Raw genomic sequence first — 18307 nt, forward strand, 5'->3', positions numbered from 1 at the left:
ACAGATCGAAAAATAATTTCGATCGCGCGTGACTTTTCGAAAATATTACCCGATCAGTTCAACCGCAACACAACCTTAGCGGCACATACGGACCTTGCCGCTGTAGGCCAGATAGGTGCCAGTTCTCGGATTGAAGGATTTGTATTTGCGGGCGCAATAGGCAATCCACTCGGGCGTGAACGGCGCAGCGCCGTAGCGCACCGGCGGCGCGTAAACCGGCGCCCGATAGCGCGGACGCGGCGCGACATAGACCCTTGAGGGATAGGCATAGCGGCGCGGAGCGTAATAGACCGGACCGCCATAATAACGCGGGGCGGCCAGTGCCGATCCGACGATCGCGCCTGCGGCAAGACCGATCACGCCCGCGACAGCGGCGCCATTGCCGACATAAAACCCGCCGTGATAGCCGCGGTAATTGTGATGACGCCCACCGGCCTCAGCGTCCTGAATGGCCGTCAACATCAGGCCTGCGCTGGCGATCGACGCCAGAAAGGCAGCCTTCACGCGCATGAAGTTTGGTGCGATTTTCCCTGGCTCTAACTGCCTCGTCATTCGGTCACTCCCGCGGTTCGCCCCCGAACCCCGCTGCCGCTTCCTCGAGCGCAGATCGTCATCTTAACTGAAAATCGCGCCAAAATCTGGATCACTTCCGATCAAAAAGGCTTGCAACTGGCGGGCGGATCGTTTTCCTGTCGCAAACTCATACCCTGCCCGCACCCGGCCCCGCCCGGACGGCACATCACAAGACAGTCAAAGATCCATAATGGCCCCACCGCTTCTGATCCTGCGCGACATTCATCTGACCTTCGGCGGAACACCGCTTTTGACCGGCGCCGAGCTGTCCGTGTCCGAAGGCGAGCGCATCTGTCTTGTTGGCCGCAACGGTTCGGGCAAGTCGACGCTGCTGAAAATCGCAGCCGGCATTGTTGAAGCCGACAGCGGCGAGCGCTTCTTTCAACCCGGCCGCACCATCCGCTACCTGCCGCAGGAGCCGGACCTCAGCGCCTATGCGACGACCCTCGACTATGTGAACGAGGGCTTGACCGACGGAGATGACCCCTACCGGGCCCAATACCTCCTCGACGTTCTGGGGCTGACCGGCAAGGAGAACCCGTCGAACCTTTCGGGTGGCGAGGCACGCCGGGCGGCCCTGGCGCGCACCCTCGCGCCGGAACCGGACATTCTTCTGCTCGACGAGCCGACGAACCATCTGGACCTTCCCGCGATCGAGTGGCTTGAAAGCGAGCTGAAGAGCCTGAAGTCCGCCATGGTCATCATCTCGCACGACAGGCGCTTTTTGGAAAACCTGTCGCGGGCAACGGTCTGGATCGACCGGGGCACGGCCCGGCGCATGGACCAGGGCTTCGGCAAGTTCGAAGCCTGGCGCGACGAAGTGCTGGAACAGGAAGAGCAGGACCAGCACAAGCTTGCCCAGAAGATCAAGCGCGAAGAGCACTGGATGACCTATGGGGTCACCGCACGGCGCAAGCGCAACATGCGCCGGGTGCGCGAGCTGGCGGACTTGCGCAAGCAGAAGCGCGAGCACCGCGGGCCCCAGGGCACAGCCAAGCTGGCGGCCACCGAGGCCGAGGTCTCCGGCAAGCTGGTGATCGAAGCCAAGCATGTTTCCAAGACCTACGGCGAGCGATCCATCGTCACCGACTTCTCGACCCGAATCCAGCGCGGCGACCGCATCGGCCTGGTGGGGGCAAACGGCGCCGGCAAGACGACGCTGCTCAAGATGCTGACCGGGGAGCTCGCACCCGATGCCGGCACGGTCAAGCTGGGTACGAACCTGGAGATGGTCACCCTCGACCAGAAGCGCGAGAACCTTGACCCCAATGACACGCTGTCCTCTGTCCTGACCGGCGGGCGCGGCGACACGGTGGTGATCGGCGACGAGACCAAACACGTCATCGGCTACATGAAGGACTTCCTGTTCTCCCCGGAGCAGGCACGAACGCCGGTTGGCGTTTTGTCCGGCGGCGAGCGGGCCCGCGTGATGCTGGCCAGAGCGCTGGCCAACCGGTCGAACCTGATGGTGCTCGATGAGCCGACCAACGACCTCGACCTTGAGACCCTCGATCTCCTGCAGGAACTCCTGGCAGATTATCCGGGCACGGCCCTGATCGTCTCGCATGATCGTGACTTCCTCGACCGGGTTGCGACCTCGACCATCATCTCTGAAGGCGACGGCCTGTGGCGCGAATATGCCGGCGGCTATTCCGACATGCTGACCCAACGCGGCGAAGGCGTGACCGCCCGCAAGACCGAGAAGGCTGCCAAGCAGGCGGCGCTGAAACAGAAGGACGGACTGCCCGGCGAAAAGCCCGCGGCCAAGCCGGCGACGAAGTCGAAACTCTCCTTCACCCAGCAGCATCTTCTGAAGACCCTTCCAAACACGATCGCAAAACTTGAAGCGAAGCTTGAGCAGCTTCAGCTGGAGATGAACGACCCGCAGCTTTACGTGAAGAACCCGGATAAATTTGCCAAGATCTCCGCACAAATATCTGATCTCGCGACAGAAAAAGACACTGCCGAAGAACAGTGGCTCGAGCTGGAAATGCTGAACGAGGGCTGAGCTCCCTCCTCCGGCGACGGGAACTCTTGCGCAGTCCTCACGTTCTCCTTCACGAAAACGAGGAGACGAGCCATGCACAAGACGACCCTTATTGCCAGCGATCCGGTGACACACCACGTCAAACGCTTCCGCTTCAAGCGGCCCGCGGATTTCGACTATCAGGTGGGTGATGCCACCGAACTGGCGCTCGATATGGAGGGCTGGCGCGATGAAAAACGCCCCTTCACAATGACCTCCGGGCCGGGCGACAGCGCACTCGAATTCACCATCAAGGGCTACCCCGCGCATGATGGCGTGACCACGCGCCTGCACGGCCTGAAGGCTGGCGACACGGTTCTGATCGACGCGCCCTTCAAGACCTTTCGTGACGAGGGCAAAGGCGTCTTCATTGCCGGCGGTGCGGGCATCACCCCCTTCCTGGCGATCCTGCGCGACCTGGACGGTAAAGGCCGTCTGACCGGCTACCACCTGATCTTTGCAAACAGCCGCGCCCGCGACATCATCTGCCGGGAGGAGCTGGAGGCCATGAGCGGTTTGACCGTCACCCACGTCCTGTCGCAGGAACACCAGCCGGGCATGCGCCACGGCCATGTGGATGCCGAGCTGATCCGCTCCGTCGTCGATGATCTCGACCAGCGCTTCTACCTTTGCGGCCCGCCGCCCATGATGGACGCGGTCCAGACGGCTCTGTCCGACCTTGGCGTCGAAGCCGATGCGGTGGACCTGAGCGACTGAGGTCTGTCGGAGTGCGTTTGCCGTTCGGCCAGCACCAATCCCGCCGCAGGATGTCTCCCCGGCGTTTCGGCTTGTCTCAGTTTCCCGTCAGAAACGGGATGGCAGGCGCTCCGGACTTGCCGGACGGTGGTTAGGAAGTTGGGATGTGCAAGGCCGTTGCGCCTGCCCAGGTTCCGTGTCCCAAATGACTGAGCGCGCGCCTTTCTCTTTTCTGCGCGCCGGAGGTAGAGCGTCCTCCGGTTTGCCAGATACGAGACGCGCCTGAGATCTGCAGCGTCACCCCCCGCTGCAAGCCCAATCTGCCAGTCACCGGCGCCCTCCGCCGTCCGTTACACGGCAGAAAGCCCCTCGAAACCCGGTCCCCACCACCGCGAACGGACGGTCCGTACTCGGCCCCGTGATGGCAGGAACATCATGGATGATACGACAGGTCCTGCGGGGGAGGATAAGTTTCGGCTATTCATAGGCAGTGGGCGTGTTTTCAATACTTTGCTTGGCGTCTATCCCCACCCGAATGAGGGATAAGCTCGGTACCATCCGAGTAAGGAATGAGCTCTGTTTCTCTTATCTGCCTTCCCTGCGTAGGCAGGGATCCAGTAATCGCAGGCGGTGCGCTAGGAACCATAGGGTCCCGGCACACTGGGTCCCGGATCTCCGCGTTGCTGCGTCCGGGAAGGCGGGAGCGACGGGCAAGGCTAGACCACACCCACTGGCGTCATCCTCGGGCTTGTCCCGAGGATCCATTGCTCCATGCTTTGCGGCCAGTTTTCTTGAATTGCCGGGACAAGCCCGACAATAACGACCATGGGGATACTGAAGCCTCTTCACCTGGACCGGAGATACCCCGCCAGAGTGCCCCGCGCGCGATCCGTCGAGGCTCGTTACACGACCTGGCAGAGTGTGTGGATGACCTTGATCTCGTCTGCAAAGTCCTCGTGGCCGGGCAGGTAGCTGCGCGGCTCGCTTTTGTGCAGCACGGTCCAAAGCCCGTCTTTCACCAGGCGCTCGAGCAAGGCGCTGAAGTTGCGCGTCTCCCACAGGTCCGTGCGCTGGGTGAAGGCAATGACGCCGCCGGAGCGGACACAGCGGCACAGATCGCGCAGCAGGGGTTCGGCATCCTCGATATAGGTCAGAACGCCAACCGAAAGTGCCGCATCAAAGCCCCCCTCCTCAAACGGAAGGGGCAGGTTCTTCATGTTGTAGCAGGTGAGCCGGGCATATGTGCCGCGCGCCTCGGCCTGCTTAAGAGATACCTCGGACAGGTCAATGCCGTGAATGTCAAAACGGCCGTGGCGCGCGAGCGCCTCTGACACCAATCCGGTGCCGCAACCCACATCCAGGATGGCAGCGCCCGTTTCCAGATGCGGCGCGGTCAGTGCAGCCACCTCTTCCGGCGCAGCATAGTCCCAGGTGGCCAGCGTCTCGTCATAGGACCCCGCCCACTTGTTGTAGTAATCGCCGATGGCATCTGGGTCGCTTGATCCCTGCTTCAGGGAGACAAAACCGGCTGGCTCTAAGGTGCTGTCGCTTGTCATATCAAATCCTTGGCAATGTCTTGGGCGGTCTTGTGTGCCGTGTCTGGTCGCGTGTCAGCCCAGGCACAGCGAAAAGACACCGTCTGACATCAGACAGTGTCTTCCAACGCGTCAAAGGGCTGAAGCCTCGAGACTAACAGCGCCGAGTTGTCATGCAAGGCCAGGATCGCGTTCAAGAAAGCCAGCTCGAGGGTCTCGGCATGAGCCGTGAGGTCCGGGCGTACCGGATCCTGGATCTCCGCTGCGCTCGTCCGGGAAGGCGTGGAGTTTGTGGCAAGGACCTGCCACATCCACTGGCGTCATCCTCGGGCGTGTCCCGAGGATCCACTCTTCCTGTGTCTGCCGCGAACCTTCCTGGATTGCCGGGACAAGCCCGACAATGACGACGGAGAGTGTGTTTTCAACCGCAATGTCTCGCTTCAATCTGGGACGTCATCCCCGCCTTGTGCGGGGAGCTATTGGTTCCCGAGGCGTGGAGATCAAAGCAGGACGCGCGGCGGCGACTTCCAACTCACTCACGACTGCTCATCTGATAGCGATGTGGATTGGATCCCCGTACAAGCCGGGGATGACCGCGGGTGGTTCGGGGACAAACCCGGCAATGACAAAGGAGAGGACTGTCGTCGGCCAGATGGTGATCCACCCCCTCCGCCGTCATTGCAGGACTTGATCCTGCAATCCATGCCGTTCCGTGTCGTAAAATCGAAGTGATTCTGCGTGGCAAGGTCACGGCATGGATGCCATGGTCGAGCCATGGCATGACGGAGGGGATGAGGGGCTTTGCATTGGCCATGGCTTCATTCGGGGGCTAGAGGTTTCAGCGAATGCCGCGCCCTCTTTGCTTTCCCTGCGCAGGCAGGGATCCAGTAGTCGCCGGCGCTTCGGCATGAGCCGTGAGGTCCGGGCGTACTGGATCCCGGATCTCCGCTGCGCTCATCCGGGAAGACGTTGAGAAAGGCGAGCCCTCTCCTTATGCCGTATGGACGATCTCGCGGGTTTCGCGGAATTTCACATCTGGGTACTTCTCGCCGACATAGCCGACTTCCCAGGCGTTCTTGAACAGGAACACGGGCCGGTCATCGCGGTCATTGGCGATGGACATGCGGTGGGTTTCGATCATCTTTTGCAGCGTCGCCGGATCGGTCTCGATCCAGCGGGCCGTGGAGACATTGACCGGCTCGAAGCCGATCTCCGCGCCATATTCCGCCTTCAGACGGTCCACCACAACATCGAGCTGCAGAACGCCGACGACGCCGACGATCCAGTTGGACCCAAGGTCCGGCTTGAAGATCTGGACCAGGCCTTCCTCCGCGAGATCCTGCAGGCCCTGGCGCATCTGCTTGACCTTCATGGTGTCACCCAGACGCACCCGGCGCAGGATTTCAGGCGCAAAGGCCGGAAGACCGGTGACGTGAATGTCCTCGCCCTCGGTGAGCGTGTCACCGACGCGCAGCTGACCGTGGTTGGGGATGCCGATAACATCGCCCGGGAAGGCCTCTTCGGCGATCTCGCGCTCTTCGGCGAAGAACAGGATCGGAGCTGTGACGGCGATCTGCTTGCCGGCGCGCACGTGCTTCAGCTTCATGCCGCGCTTGAACGTGCCAGAGCACAGGCGGAAGAAGGCAATGCGGTCCCGGTGTTTGGGATCCATGTTGGCCTGCACCTTGAAGACAAAGCCGGTGACCTTGTTTTCATCAGGCGTGATCGTGCGCCCGCCGGTGGCGGACTGGGAATGGGGCGGCGGCGCGAACTTGGCGATGAAGTCGAGCAGTTCCTCGATGCCATAGTCGCGCAGGGCCGAGCCGAAGAACACAGGCGTCAGGTGACCTTCCAGAAAGCTCTCGTGATCGAAAGCGGCATAGCCTTCTGCCCCGAGCTCAACATTTTCCTCAAGCTCTTCCATGATCCGGTCGAAGGCAAACTCCGTCAGGATCGGATCGTCCAGTCCGGTGACGTCCTTCGTCTGGGTGTAAGGCCCGCCGCGCTCACCGTCGGAGGTGTGGAATTTCTTGGCCTGCCAGTCGTAGACGCCGAAGAAATCCGACCCCATGCCGACCGGCCAGGTCTGGGGCGAGACGTCGAGTGCCAGGGCTTCCTGAACCTCGTCGAGGATCTCCAGCGCATGCCGGCCCTCGCGGTCAATCTTGTTGACGAAGGTGATGATCGGAATGTCCCGGAGGCGGCAGACCTCGAACAGCTTACGGGTCTGTGCCTCGATGCCCTTGGCGGCGTCGACCACCATGATGGCCGCATCGACGGCGGTCAGCGTGCGGTAGGTGTCTTCGGAAAAGTCTTCGTGGCCCGGGGTGTCGAGCAGGTTGTAGATGACCCCGCCCCGCTCGAAGGTCATGACCGAGGACGACACCGAGATGCCGCGTTCCTGTTCGATCTTCATCCAGTCGGAGCGCGCGCGGCGGCGCTCGCCACGGGCGCGCACCTGACCGGCTGCCCGGATCGCGCCACCCGACAGAAGCAGCTTTTCGGTCAGGGTCGTCTTACCGGCATCCGGGTGCGAGATGATCGCAAAGGTGCGGCGGTTTTCGTAGCTGGCGCTCATTCAGGGCTCCTCGGAAAGCCTTGGACCGGGGCGCGAGAAACGGCGCTCGTCGGAGCTTTCACTCCGGGCGCACATTGTCTTCGACCACGGATCGAATTGATGGTTCGTTGGCGCAAGGTCATAGAAGGACGAGGCGAAAAAGGCCAGAGAAGAATGCGATCGGGGCACCGTCTTCACCGCAATGACCGCGCGATCAGTACTGCGCGAACCTGTCCCGCATCACCTTTTCCTCCTGACGAATGCGAAGGAGGAGAACGGAAAGATAGATCGGCACTCCGACGAGTAGGGTGACATAGGCCTGGAGCGCGAGAGAGAAGCCGATCAGCTCGGGGAGGATGTTGAGAAAATAGTTGGGATGGCGGATCAGGTTGAAAAACCGGTTCGTCACCAGTACGTGGTCCCTGGCGACAATCACCTTGACCGTCCAGAACCGGCCGAGCACCACGATCACCCAGACCAGGGCGCACATGGCAAGGCCGTAGAGCGCCATTCCAAAGACGGCAACGCACGACAGAGGCGCCCCGCGCCAAAGACCTTCCGTGATGGCGGCCAGGTAGAAGACAATATGCGTCAGAGCCAGGATCGCGGATGTCCGCGCGCAATATTCCACCGCGCCATCCTGCTTCAAACGCTTCTCGTTGCGCATGGAAATGGCCAGCGCGCCAAGGCGCAAGACAATGGCCAGAGCGATGAAAGCAATCATGACATTCGGCATCCAGACTCTCCCTACCTGGTCCCCTACCCGGCAATTCCGACAATAGGCATCCGCGCTCCCTACACGCTCACGCCGCGGTTGTCAGTTGTGGACGCTTTTTTACCGGCGCGACCGGCAACAGCCGCTGGTCTGTGGGCCGTTCATCAGAGCGTGACCTTTTGTCCGATGCCGCGATGGAACTGTCGTCCACAGATCCCGTTTGCCTGCCGAGATCTCGCACCGGAACCAGATGCTCCGGCGCGACCGAACAGTCCGGCACAGACGACCAGGAAGGCACACACCATGAACGCTCCGTCCATTTACGATCATTCCAACTGGGTACCAGCCCCCTACTCCGATTTCGACCTGCAGCCGATCGCTGGCGAATGGCGCAAGGGCGCGTCCGGCGAGATGCGGGCAGACACCAATCCCTTCACCGGTGAAACGCTGGTGGAGATTGCCGGTGCCAATGCCGATGACGTCGACAGAGCCTATGAAGCGGCCGCCGAAGCGCAAAAGGCGTGGGCTGCAAAGCCCGCCTCAGAGCGTTCCAATGTGCTTGACCGCGCCGCCGACATCGTCGAGGCGCGCCGGGAAGAACTGATCAACTGGCTGGTGACGGAATCGGGCAGCACGGTGATCAAGGCCGGCATGGAAGTGCAGGCCGCAATCGGCATCATGCGCACGTCCGCGACCTTCCCGCAGCGCGCGGGGGGAAAGCTGATCCCGTCAGATGTTCCGGGCAAGGAAAGCCGGGTGTACCGCGAGGCGCTCGGCGTCATCGGCGTGATCAGCCCCTGGAATTTTCCGTTTCACCTCAGCATGCGCTCGGTCGCCCCGGCCCTGGCGCTTGGCAATGCGGTCGTGCTCAAGCCAGCCAGCGACACGCCGGTGACCGGCGGGCTTCTGCTTGGCAAGATCTTCGAGGAAGCCGGCCTGCCGAAAGCGCTCCTGAGCGTCGTGACCGCCCCAAGCGGCGAGATTGGCGATCACTTTGTTGAACACAAGATCCCGCAGCTGATCTCCTTCACCGGCTCCACGCCAGTCGGCCGCAACCTCGCCAAACTCGCAACCGGCGGCGAATGGCTCAAGCGGATCGCGCTGGAACTGGGCGGCAACGGACCGATCGTTGTTCTTGATGATGCGGATGTCGAACAGGCGGCGCACGCGACCGTCGTCGGCCGCTTTCTCCACCAGGGCCAGATCTGCATGAGCACGAACCGGGCGATCGTTGACGCGAGCATTCACGATGCGTTCGTGGAGGCCGTCGTCAAACGGACCAAGGCGCTGAAGGCCGGAGACCCACAGGACCCCGAGACCGTCGTCGGACCGATCATCAACGCCAGCCAGGTCAAGAGCGTTCAGGAAGTAATCCGCAAGGCCCGCGAAGACGGAGCGACCGATGTGCTCAGCGGTGAAACCGAAGGCAACGTCGTTCCGCCGCATGTCTTTACGGATGTGCGTCCGGAGTGGTCGATTGCACGGGACGAGAGCTTCGGGCCGGTCCTGCCGATCCTGAAGGCACGTGACGAGGCCCATGCTCTGGAGCTTGCCAATGACACGGACTTTGGCCTATCGAGCGCGGTCTTCTCGGGCGACCGCGAGCGCGGTGTCGCCTTTGCCCGCGGCATTCGTGCCGGCATGACCCATGTGAACGACATCACGGTGGCGGACGAGCCGGAAGCACCCTTCGGCGGCGAGAAGAATTCGGGGCTTGGCCGTTTCAACGGCGAATGGGTTCTGGAGGAATTCACCCGCACCCATTGGGTGACGGTCCAGTCGACCCCGCGGGATTACCCGTTCTAGGGCGCGATCCCGAAGATCAGCAGACGGAACACTGCAGACAGGGCGCAGATGCCCTGTCTGTTGCCCGGTCTGTCTTCAGGCCGATCAGGATGCCTTCTTGAAGACCTGATACCACTTGCGGCGCGGCTGAACTTCGGCGCGCTCCAGGATTTCGGCCGCAAACATGGCCGCGTTTTCGCGCGCCTTGTCCAGATTGGTGATGGTCTTGGGATCCTGTGACTTCAAGCCGCCGCCAAATTCGAACAGGTCGCGATAGGCCGCCCGTTCGACGATCGGGGTCATCAGCACATCGATGCCCTTGACCGCCAGGAACTCCTGAACCGCCTTGAGCGCCCGTGTGGTGACCGCCGCGTTGGTACGGGTCAGCGCCACGCAGTGGCGGATGTCATGCTTGACGATCTTTTCCAGCTTGGCGATCAGCGTCAGGATCTTGGCGCCGCCCCTGGCATCCATGCTGGACCCCTGGATCGGCACCACGACCAGATCAGAGACGGACAGAGCGTTGGCAACCACCAGGTTCTCCGTGCCCTCCAGATCGACGATGACGTAGTCGGCTTTTTCGCTGGCATCCAAGATCTGCTCGGTGATCGAGGCAGGCGTGATCTGGCTGACCACGTCGATTTTGGCGGGACGGCCCGGCAGGTCTGCCCAATGCGAAATCCACTTCTGCGGATCGGCATCGAAGATGGTCACGCTTTTCCCACGATCGGCAACTTCCGTTGCCAGCAAAAGGGCCGCGGTGGTCTTGCCCGCTCCACCTTTTGCGTTCGCGAAGGAAATCACTGGCATCTCATCTCTCCTGGTTTCAAACAACCGGTCCTTCTGGTCCGATATGTTGATTAGATTGTCTCCAGTTTATGGTTACCAATCCCTTAATACCTGTTGCATAATGCGTTTTGCTTCAATCGCTTAGGCTGCCAAGTGTTTCCAGGCACAAGCTCCTCGGGAGAATTGACGAGGTTTCTTGGGTGCTGCCGCAGCCAAGGCGTCCGCCTCTGGCAGGGTCAAGATCCCTGTTGACCCGCCCCTGTGGGCGATTGCGAGGGGCGCGGGCCCACGTTAGGCTTGTGCGAAACGCACGCACGCCTTGTTCGACACGCCTTGAGGGAACCCAGCGATGTCTCAAAAGACCAGTTTCGGACAGTTGCTTTCCGCCGCTTGCATGGCTCTTTGCCTGGCCCTTGCGACCGGCGCCACCCTGAGTGGCGCAACAGGTGCGGCAAAAGCCGAAGTGCTCGCGCCATATAAGGACAAGCTGTTCCGTTATCCCAAGGTGACCGAGACGCTGTTCAACGGCGACTTCACGGTGGTCGAATACTCCAAGCAGAGAGACCTGCGGGACCGGGACAAGGTGGACGAGCGCGAGGTCTTCGGCCACTACGTCTCCTACAAACCGCGCCGCAGCCAGAAAGACTACACGCTTCAGGCCAATGGCCGCTCGATCCGCTACATGGGCGTCGGCAAGGCCAAGGGCGGCGCCAAGGCGGTCGTGATCTACATCCACGGCCAGGGCGGCAACCGCTTTCAGGGCATGAACGATGTCAGCTTTGGCGGCAACTTCAACCGCATCAAGAACCTGATGGTGCGCAATGGCGGCGCCTATCTGTCGCCCGAGTTTTCCAGCTTCGGCGATAAGGGCACCCAGGACATTGCAGCCCTCATCCAGCAGCAGAAGCAGGTTTCGCCAGGTGCAAAGGTTGTCGTGGCCTGCGGCTCCATGGGCGGCATCATCTGCTGGAACCTTCTGAAGAACCGGAACTACGCCTCGATGCTGAGCGGCATAATGCTGTTCGGCGCGCCAAAGGATCCCGGTTTTCTTTCCTCGGGTGCCCTGTCACGCCGCGTACCACTCTACATGGGCTATGGCAGCGACGACAGCGTCTACAATTGGGAAACCCAGGCCAAGTTCTTCAAGCAGATCCGCGGGTCTGCGTCCGGCTATCCGATCCGCTTCACACTGTTTGACACAGGCACCCATGGCACGCCGATCCGGATGACTGACTGGCGGCTGGTGCTGAACTGGATGCTCTCGCGCTGAGGCGCATCCGTAGCACTACCAATCCGGCAAAAAGACATCAGAGCTTCATAAAAACAATATTGCAGTGCAATATGGATCCTGGAGAGACCTTCGGCGCGGCCGGAGGGAAGCCGGGAGCTGCCGATGTTCGATCTGACCGGCCAGAAAGCCCTTGTTGTGGGCGTGGCCAATGACCAATCCATCGCCTGGGGCTGCGCCAAAGCGCTGAAGGCACAGGGTGCCGAGCTGGCCATCACCTATCTCAACGCCAAGGCTGAACCCCATGTGCGCCCGCTGGCCGAAAGCCTGGGCGCCGAGATCATCGCGCCTTTGGATGTGCGCAGCGAGGCGGACACCGACGCACTCTTTGACGAGATCACGGAGCGTTGGGGCAGGCTCGACACGCTGGTGCATTCCATCGCCTTCTCCCTGAAGGACGATCTGCATGGCCGCGTGGTCGATTGCTCCGCCGAAGGCTTCGGCCTTGCCATGGACATTTCGGTGCATTCGTTCCTGCGGCTGATCCGGCGCGCCGAACCCCTGATGCCAAATGGCGGCACCTGCATGACCGTCTCCTTCATGGGCGCGCAAAGGGTTGTCGAGCACTACAACATCATGGGCCCGGTAAAAGCCGCTCTCGAAGCGGCAACCCGCTATGCAGCGGCGGAACTGGGGCCGAAGGGCATTTCCGTACACGCACTGTCGCCCGGACCGCTTCAGACCCGCGCGGCCTCGGGCATCGATGCGTTTGACAATCTGTTGAATGACGCCGCCGAACGCGCGCCCACCCATCACCTGGCCACCATTGAGGACGTCGGCGCCTATGCCGCGTTCCTTGCCAGCCGTGAGGCAGCAAATGTCACCGGCGGGATTCATCCCATCGACGGCGGTTACAGCATCATCGGATAAGAGGAAGACCAAGATGAAGGACATCTTCGACGCCCTGCAAGCAGGCCAGAACGAACTTCTAAAACGGCTTACCGATGCCACGGCCTGGTCGCCCAGCGACCGGATGACCGCCTATCAGGCGCAGTTCTCCGAGATATCGGCCACAAGCGAGATGATGCTTCGCGGCCTGTCCAAGCATCTGGAAAACATTTCCGCGACCCATGGCGCGCGCACCCAGCAGAGCCTGGCCAAGATGACCGAGGTCACGCAGTCCCTCAACGACAGGCCGGAAGCCGGCGGTCTGATGGATGCCTGGCAGACTTATCTCACCGACAGCGCCCAGCGGATGGTCCTGACCCTCGACACCCTGCGCCGGCGCGGCGACAACTTCGTCGAACATGAAGAAGCCGATTGCCCGCCTGTTCTCATCTACGACTATGAGGTGACCGTCGACGGCAAGAACCTGCCGCGTCCCTGCAACTACATGCTGCTGAAAATCCTTCCGCCGGAAGGTGTCGAGCTCAAGCCCTGGAAGCGGCCCTACATCATAATCGATCCGCGGGCCGGTCACGGCGCAGGGATCGGCGGGTTCAAGCCGGACAGCCAGGTTGGTGTTGCCCTGCATGACGGCCATCCGGTCTATTTCGTCAGCTTCCGCCGGATGCCGGAAAAAGGCCAGACGCTGGCCGATGTCACCCGCGCCGAAGCAGCCTTCGTGCGCAAGGTCATGGAACTGCACCCGGACGCGGCCCATCCGATCATCACCGGCAATTGCCAGGGTGGCTGGGCGACCTTGCTGCTGGCGGCCATGAACCCGGACCTGACCGGTCCGATCCTGCTCAATGGCGCTCCGGTCCAGACCTGGGCGGGCCGCGTTGGCGAGAACCCGATGCGCTACAATGGCGGCATCCTGGGCGGCACCACCAACGCAATGCTCTACTCCGACCTCGGCCACGGGGTCTTCGATGGTGCAGACATCGTCCAGAACTTCGAAATGCTGAACCCATCGCGGAATTTTTTCGGCAAGTATTTCGACCTCTACGCCAAGGCCGACACGGAACCGGAGCGTTTCCTGGATTTCGAACGCTGGTGGGGCGGATATTTCCTGCTCAACGAAGCGGAAATGCGCTGGATCGTCGAGCAATTGTTCGTCGGCAACCGGCTCGCGAAGAACGAGGCAAACCTGGAAACCGGGCGCCATGTGGACCTCAAGGCGATCCGCTCGCCGATCATCGTCTTTGCCAGCCACGGCGACAACATCACCCCGCCGCAACAGGCGCTGAACTGGATCATCGACACCTATACGGACGAGCGCGAAATCGCGATCCGCGGGCAGCGCATTGTCTATATGGTGCACGAGCAGGTCGGGCACCTGGGCATCTTCGTGTCCTCAAAGATCGCCCTCAAGGAGCATACGGAAGTCACCTCCACGCTGAAGACGATCGAGGCGCTCGCGCCCGGTCTCTACGAGATGAAGATCGATGACTTCGAAGGCCCACTGGCAGAGCGCACGTTCACGGTCAGCTTCCACGAACGCAAGATGGAAGACATCGCCGAGCTGGACGATGGCCGCGCCGACGAGGTGCCCTTTGCAGCGGTTGCGCGCCACTCGGAACACCAGGCGGAGATCTATGACGTCGCCGTGCGCCCCTTCGTTCAGGCCTTCGTCACCGAACAGAGCGCCGATTTCCGGCGCCGGACCCATCCCTTGCGCATGCAACGCGCCCTGTTCTCCAGCCAGAACCCGATTGTCGCCCCGCTCGCCGATCTTGCCGAAAGAACCCGTGCCGCGCGCCAGCCGGCGGAAGCGGACAACCCCTTCGTGCAGGCGGAGCGCATCGGCGCAGAGTTGTTCGAACAGTCTCTCGACATGTACCGGGATCTTCGCGACACGGCCTATGAAATGAGCTTCTACAGCCTTTGGGGCACCCCCTATGCGCGCTGGTTCGGCCGCACGCACCAGCCGGGCAGAACCTTGAAGGACAAGGAAGAACTCAAGACGTTGCCGGCGGTTCGTCTGGCGCTCCGCCATATCGAGCAGGGCGGCTTCTGCGAAGCGGTGATCCGTATGCTGATCCTTCTGGCGGATTCGCGCGGCAGCGTGCGCCGCGACCGGCTCGAGCGCTCGGCCAGGGTGCTGACCAAGGATGAACCGTTCAAGTCGCTGACCGTCGACGAGCGCTCGCTGATCCTTCACGAACAGAACCTGGTGATCGAGTTTTCCCGCGAAGATGCGATCAACACCTTGCCGAAACTGCTCAAGACCGAGGAAGAGCGGAGGCTGGCGGCGGAGGTGGTGCAATATGTGCCCGGAGCCATCGATGAAATGGCCCCGCATACGCTGGACATGCTGCAAAGGTTCCGCGAGGTTCTCGAGCTGCCGCCCCTGACCGAAGACATCACCGAAGATCCGCTTGCCGTCAAAGGCCTGATCGATGCCTCACCTGACGAAGATGAGCGGGAGTTCTCCGACAAGCCAGCCAAGCCGAAAGCGGTGACCGCGCGGCGCAGGACCAGCACCAAACGCCCTGCGGCTCGGAAGACGACACCCGCGGGTGAATGAATGATACCAAAACAAAAAGGGCGGCACCTGGCCGCCCTTTTCTCATTCCAGGTCCGAGCGCCAAAGCGGCGTCTCCCCATTACGGACGATTGCCGGAGCGGTGCGCCCATCCGGTCATGCGCATTTCCAGCCAGGCCATGATCGCGTACATGACGATGCCAAGCACCGCGAGGGCGAAGAGCCCGGCCCAGACCAGCGGTACATTGAACTGGGATTGCGCCGACAGCATCATGTGGCCGATGCCGGAGTTTGCAGCCACCGTCTCGGAAATCACCGATCCGACGAAAGCCAGCGTGATCGCCACCTTCAGCGAGCCGAAGAAATACGGCATCGAGCGGGGAATACCGACCTTCAGCATGATGTCCATCTTCTTGGCGCCCAGCGCTCTCAGAACGTCCTCCATCTCCGGCTCGATCGTGGCCAGGCCAGTGGCCACGTTCACGACGATCGGGAAGAAGGCGATGAGGAAGGCGGTGATCACGGCAGGAACCGTGCCGATGCCGAACCAGATCACCAGGATCGGCACGACAGCCACTTTCGGCACCGAGTTGAAGCCGATCATCAGCGGGTAAAGCCCGGCGTAGATGGCCCGGCTCCAGCCGATGGCCAGGCCAAGAGCGAGACCACCGACGACAGCCAGAAGGAAGCCGAGCAGGGTCGTGAACATTGTCTGGAGCGAGTTCTTCCAGATCGGCGACCAGTATTTGACGATGGCGCCCCAGATGTCGCTCGGCGCCGGCAGGATATAGACCGGAAACTCGAAAATATGGACGGCGGCTTCCCAGACCACAAAAAGGCCGATTGACCACAGCCAGGGAGCTGCCTTGATCCAGCGTTCGTTGGTCATGCCGCAGCCCTCGCATCAGCTATCTGGCCACGCAACTCGTGGACGATGTCGTTGAAGGCGGCTTCATAGGTCAGATCGATGGGCCGCGGACGGGCAAATTCGACGTGACGTTCGTTGATCATCTTGCCCGGACGGGCGCTCATGACGAAAACACGGTCGGCGAGATACACCGCTTCGCGCAGGTCATGGGTTACAAGAACGACAGTGAATTGCTTTTCGCCGTGCAGATCGCGCATCACCTGCCAGAGTTCTTCCCGGGTAAAGGCATCGAGCGCCCCGAACGGTTCGTCGAGCATCAGGAGCGCGGGATCGTGCACCAGTGCACGGCAGAGGTTGGCGCGCTGCTGCATACCGCCAGACAGCTGCCAGGGAAACTTGTCGCCGAAGCCTTTCAGGCCGACGAGTTCCAGAAGAGACTCGGCCTTCTCGATGTAGGCCTTCTTTTCGGACTTGAGCCTGGAGCGATGCGGCTGAACGATTTCGAGCGGCAGCATGACGTTCTCGAGCGTCGTGCGCCAGGGCAGCATGGACGGGTTCTGGAAGGCCATGCCGGCAATGGACACCGGGCCGGAGACTTCCTTGTTGGCGACTTCCACGGTTCCCGACTGGGGATTGATCAGCCCGGTCGCCAGCTTCATCAAGGTGGACTTGCCGCAGCCAGATGGCCCGACAACCGCTGCAAATTCGCCCTTCTTGACGCTCATGCTGAGCCCGTCGAGGGCCAGCGTTCCATCCGCTTTCCCGCCGTAGGTCAGCCGGACATCTCTCAGTTCAACAAATCCGGTCACTCAAAAGTCCTTATGACGGCTGTGGCCGCCTTTTTATTGCATTCAACCTGTGTGCCGGGCCGGGCACATGGCCCGACCCGGCAGATCTATCGACATTTCGAAAGGTCGATTACTTGATCATGCGCTCTTCAGCCGGCGGCAGGTAGCTTGGATCAAAGACCTTTTCCGGTGCCGGCGGCGTGTCGCTGACGCCCATGGAGATCTTCAGAAAGTCCATGGACTTGGCGAGCTTGTCCATATCGACGCCACCAAAGCCGTTGGCCTTGGCTGCCGGGGTCGCGATCGACCCGTCGATGGCCATCTCGAGACGGGCGGTCTCAAGGTCCTTGTCGAGAACTTCATTGTGCTCGAGCACGAAGGGGATGGCCGCTGCCGGATCGGCGATGGCTTCCAGATAGCCCTTCACCAGCGCCTTGATGAAGCCCTTGACCGCGTCCGGGTTTTCCTCGGCGAAGGCCGTGTTGACCATGACGACGTTGCCATACATGTCGAGGCCGTTTTCAGCCATCAGCAGGGTGACGATCTCGTCGTCAGCAATGCCCTGTGCCTTGAGGTTTAGGACGGAAGAGAAGGAATAGCCGAAGATGGCGTCAACCTTGCCCTGGGCCAGCATCGGTTCGCGCACGGGGAAGCCGACGTTCTCGATGGTGATTGTGGATGTGTCGAGACCCGCTTCCTGGGCAAAGGCCGGCCACTGGCCGAAAGCTGCATCGGGCGGGGGAGCACCAAGCTTCTTGCCTTCCAGGGACTTCGGATCATCGGTGATGCCGAGGCTCTTGCGGCCGATCACGGCGAAAGGCGGACGCTCGTAGGCCATCATGACGGCCTTGACGCCAAGGTCCGGCTGTTCGTCCATGAGCTTGATCAGCGCGTTGATGTCGCCAAAGCCCATCTGATAGGTGCCGGTGGCAACCCGGGGAATGGATTCACGCGATCCGGCACCGGTGTCGATCGTGACGTTCAGACCTTCATCAGCGAAATAGCCCTTGTCGAGCGCGATGAAGAACGGTGCTGCCGGACCTTCGAATTTCCAGTCCAGCGTGAACTTGATGTCCGTTGCCGCCAGTGCGGAGGTTGCCGACATAGCGATGGCTGCGGCCATGCCCAGGATACGACGCATGAGAATGCCCCTTGGTTGGATTGCTGTTGGTTTCAATTTTTGAGAGGCAATTGCTCAAAAAGCAAACACGTTTTCCATCTGCCCATCAAATCACCATAACACTGCCACTCGATTGGGCAATATCAATTTAAATGGATATAAAGCCATGAAACCTTGAGGCTTTGACCGGGCCGATT

At 61.3% G+C, this 18307-nt stretch carries 15 protein-coding genes; 6 read left to right on the forward strand and 9 right to left on the reverse strand.

All coding sequences use genetic code 11. From position 1 onward, the window contains the following. Window positions 1–75: 75 nt before the first annotated feature. Window positions 76–552 (reverse strand): BA14K family protein, encoded by a 477-nt coding sequence (locus IG617_RS21150; RefSeq protein WP_254170670.1) that lies wholly within the window; start codon window positions 550–552, stop codon window positions 76–78. Window positions 553–763: 211 nt separating this feature from the next. Here IG617_RS21150 and IG617_RS21155 point away from each other — a divergent pair, with 211 nt between their 5' ends. Together IG617_RS21155 and IG617_RS21160 are read left to right on the forward strand one after the other, a co-directional pair. After that, complete coding sequence (locus tag IG617_RS21155) at window positions 764–2581, forward strand: ABC-F family ATP-binding cassette domain-containing protein (RefSeq protein WP_192111232.1); 1818 nt, start codon at window positions 764–766, stop codon at window positions 2579–2581. Between the two features lie 72 nt (window positions 2582–2653). Then, entirely contained in the window at window positions 2654–3316 is a 663-nt protein-coding gene (locus tag IG617_RS21160) for an FAD-binding oxidoreductase (protein WP_192111233.1), read from the forward strand. Window positions 3317–4197: 881 nt separating this feature from the next. On the opposite strand, the gene IG617_RS21165 is transcribed toward IG617_RS21160, so the two are convergent. From IG617_RS21165 to IG617_RS21180, 4 genes are all read right to left on the reverse strand, one after another. Further along, window positions 4198–4851 (reverse strand): class I SAM-dependent DNA methyltransferase, encoded by a 654-nt coding sequence (locus IG617_RS21165; protein WP_192111234.1) that lies wholly within the window; start codon window positions 4849–4851, stop codon window positions 4198–4200. An 89-nt stretch (window positions 4852–4940) separates the two neighbouring features. Beyond that, window positions 4941–5141 (reverse strand): hypothetical protein, encoded by a 201-nt coding sequence (locus IG617_RS21170; protein WP_192111235.1) that lies wholly within the window; start codon window positions 5139–5141, stop codon window positions 4941–4943. Window positions 5142–5821: 680 nt separating this feature from the next. Next, window positions 5822–7408, reverse strand: a complete 1587-nt coding sequence (locus tag IG617_RS21175; RefSeq protein WP_192111236.1) for a peptide chain release factor 3 — start codon at window positions 7406–7408, stop codon at window positions 5822–5824. Window positions 7409–7601: 193 nt separating this feature from the next. Further along, the gene (locus tag IG617_RS21180; RefSeq protein WP_192111237.1) at window positions 7602–8123 is read right to left on the reverse strand and encodes an isoprenylcysteine carboxylmethyltransferase family protein; all 522 of its coding nucleotides are present in this window, start codon (window positions 8121–8123) and stop codon (window positions 7602–7604) included. Window positions 8124–8405: 282 nt separating this feature from the next. On the opposite strand from IG617_RS21180, the gene IG617_RS21185 reads away from it, so the two are divergent. Further along, the gene (locus IG617_RS21185) at window positions 8406–9908 is read left to right on the forward strand and encodes an aldehyde dehydrogenase family protein (RefSeq protein ID WP_192111238.1); all 1503 of its coding nucleotides are present in this window, start codon (window positions 8406–8408) and stop codon (window positions 9906–9908) included. Between the two features lie 84 nt (window positions 9909–9992). Here the strand turns inward: IG617_RS21185 and IG617_RS21190 are convergent, their stop codons facing one another. Beyond that, window positions 9993–10697: a ParA family protein gene (locus IG617_RS21190; RefSeq protein WP_192111239.1), complete on the reverse strand. Its 705-nt coding sequence runs from the start codon at window positions 10695–10697 to the stop codon at window positions 9993–9995. 328 nt (window positions 10698–11025) lie between these two features. On the opposite strand from IG617_RS21190, the gene IG617_RS21195 reads away from it, so the two are divergent. From IG617_RS21195 to IG617_RS21205, 3 genes are all read left to right on the forward strand, one after another. Beyond that, window positions 11026–11946, forward strand: coding sequence for an alpha/beta hydrolase (locus IG617_RS21195; protein WP_192111240.1), 921 nt, complete (start codon window positions 11026–11028; stop codon window positions 11944–11946). 123 nt (window positions 11947–12069) lie between these two features. After that, window positions 12070–12834: an enoyl-ACP reductase FabI gene (gene fabI, locus IG617_RS21200; protein WP_192111241.1), complete on the forward strand. Its 765-nt coding sequence runs from the start codon at window positions 12070–12072 to the stop codon at window positions 12832–12834. A gap of 13 nt (window positions 12835–12847) precedes the next feature. Next, window positions 12848–15376, forward strand: coding sequence for a DUF3141 domain-containing protein (locus IG617_RS21205; protein WP_192111242.1), 2529 nt, complete (start codon window positions 12848–12850; stop codon window positions 15374–15376). 79 nt (window positions 15377–15455) lie between these two features. Here the strand turns inward: IG617_RS21205 and IG617_RS21210 are convergent, their stop codons facing one another. From IG617_RS21210 to IG617_RS21220, 3 genes are all read right to left on the reverse strand, one after another. Continuing rightward, window positions 15456–16223 (reverse strand): ABC transporter permease, encoded by a 768-nt coding sequence (locus tag IG617_RS21210; RefSeq protein WP_192111243.1) that lies wholly within the window; start codon window positions 16221–16223, stop codon window positions 15456–15458. Beyond that, window positions 16220–17011: an ABC transporter ATP-binding protein gene (locus tag IG617_RS21215; protein ID WP_192111244.1), complete on the reverse strand. Its 792-nt coding sequence runs from the start codon at window positions 17009–17011 to the stop codon at window positions 16220–16222. Before IG617_RS21215 ends, IG617_RS21210 begins: the two co-directional genes overlap by 4 nt. 109 nt (window positions 17012–17120) lie before the next feature. Beyond that, window positions 17121–18131, reverse strand: a complete 1011-nt coding sequence (locus IG617_RS21220; protein ID WP_192111245.1) for an ABC transporter substrate-binding protein — start codon at window positions 18129–18131, stop codon at window positions 17121–17123. Window positions 18132–18307 lie beyond the last annotated feature (176 nt).

The organism is Roseibium polysiphoniae, assembly GCF_014842925.1.
Classification (GTDB): Bacteria; Pseudomonadota; Alphaproteobacteria; order Rhizobiales; family Stappiaceae; genus Roseibium; species Roseibium polysiphoniae.